Genomic DNA, 1,251 nt, shown 5'->3' with positions numbered 1-1,251 from the left:
CCTCGTGCTCCCTGTCTGCAACCTGCACGGCATGCAGCTCCATCTCGCGGAGATTTCACGCACGGTCGCGCAGGGCGCTCACGCCGTCCTCATTGTGGATCAGGCCGCATGGCATACCAGTCAGAAGCTGGATGTTCCCTACAATATCACCATTCTCCCGCTGCCTCCCCGGGCTCCTGAACTGAACCCGGTGGAAAATCTCTGGCAGTTCCTGCGCAATACATGGCTCTCAAACAGGATCTTCAGAACCTATGACGATATCGTTGATATCGCCTGCCATGCCTGGAACCAGCTCGTCAATCAACCATGGCGCATCATGTCAATCGGACTGCGCAATTGGGCTCATGGGTTATAGCAATCAACGGTTGGTATGAAGCGTTCAGCCAGTTCCGCACGGTAGGCGTACTGTTCCAGCAGACGGGAATGGACGATCTGTCCATCGGGGGCAAAGGCCAGCTGCCGCATGGCATGTTCCTGTGACCGCGCGATCAGCGCGCGCGCCTGCGACACCGACAGGTGATGGCGCTGCCCGCGCGACGGCCCCCGTTCCCCCCCGGTCATGCGGATGACCCAGCCAATGGTTGTTCCCTGCCCCAGAACGGTCACCAGAATGACCACGAAGGTCGCGATCTGCATGATATCACGGTTCGGCATTTCGGCAGGCAGCGCCAGCACGATGGCAAGGCTGACCACGCCACGCATGCCGCACCATCCCATGATGGCGACGAAACTGAAGAATGGCCGCCATCCCGGCCGCCGGCCGCGCGACAGGAACGCGACACGTATGCCTTCGGTCATCCTTGCAGTTACCCACAAATCTGCTGTTCTTGAATTTTGTGCTTGATGCAGATGAATCTGTTGTGATTCCTTTTCTGTCACCTTTATGCAGGCGGGGTGTGAGAATGGTACAGGATTGGGTCATACAGGAAATATCCGGATCTGACCTTGGCGACGAGCGCCTGAACAGGCGTCTGGGCACGATGCTCGCGGCACTTGCTGAACGACCGGGCAAGTCTCTCCCGACGGCATTTCAGGATTGGTCTGCGACCAAGGCAGCATATAGATTTTTTGCAAATGCAAATGTAAGCGAAGACAAAATCCTTGAAGGGCATTTTTCTGCTACCGCCCAGCGTTTCGATGCGACTGCAGGGCCAGTCCTGATCCTGCAGGATACAACGGAGTTTTCCTTCACCCGAGCATCTCCCGAAAAGATCGGGTTTACCAAGGTCTCTACGGGAGGCAGGGAAAAAA

3 protein-coding genes are annotated in these 1,251 nt (G+C 56.9%); 2 read left to right on the top strand and 1 reads right to left on the bottom strand.

The annotated features are described in order from the left end of the window. Nucleotides 1–355, top strand: a 355-nt coding sequence (locus tag GEU01_RS21930) for a transposase (RefSeq protein WP_019086449.1), incomplete at its 5' end; no start/stop codon positions are given. Here GEU01_RS21930 and GEU01_RS21925 read toward each other — a convergent pair. Further along, nucleotides 343–798, bottom strand: a complete 456-nt coding sequence (locus GEU01_RS21925; RefSeq protein WP_019087689.1) for a cation:proton antiporter domain-containing protein — start codon at nucleotides 796–798, stop codon at nucleotides 343–345. The genes GEU01_RS21930 and GEU01_RS21925 overlap by 13 nt on opposite strands. A gap of 2 nt (nucleotides 799–800) precedes the next feature. Between GEU01_RS21925 and GEU01_RS23895 the strand changes: the two genes are divergently transcribed. Continuing rightward, a partial coding sequence (locus tag GEU01_RS23895) for an IS4/Tn5 family transposase DNA-binding protein (protein ID WP_198284481.1) occupies nucleotides 801–1,251 on the top strand: 451 nt, incomplete at its 3' end.

It is taken from the genome of Komagataeibacter europaeus LMG 18890 (assembly GCF_000285295.1).
Taxonomy (GTDB): Bacteria; Pseudomonadota; Alphaproteobacteria; order Acetobacterales; family Acetobacteraceae; genus Komagataeibacter; species Komagataeibacter europaeus.
This window is presented reverse-complemented; position numbering and strand designations above follow the sequence as displayed.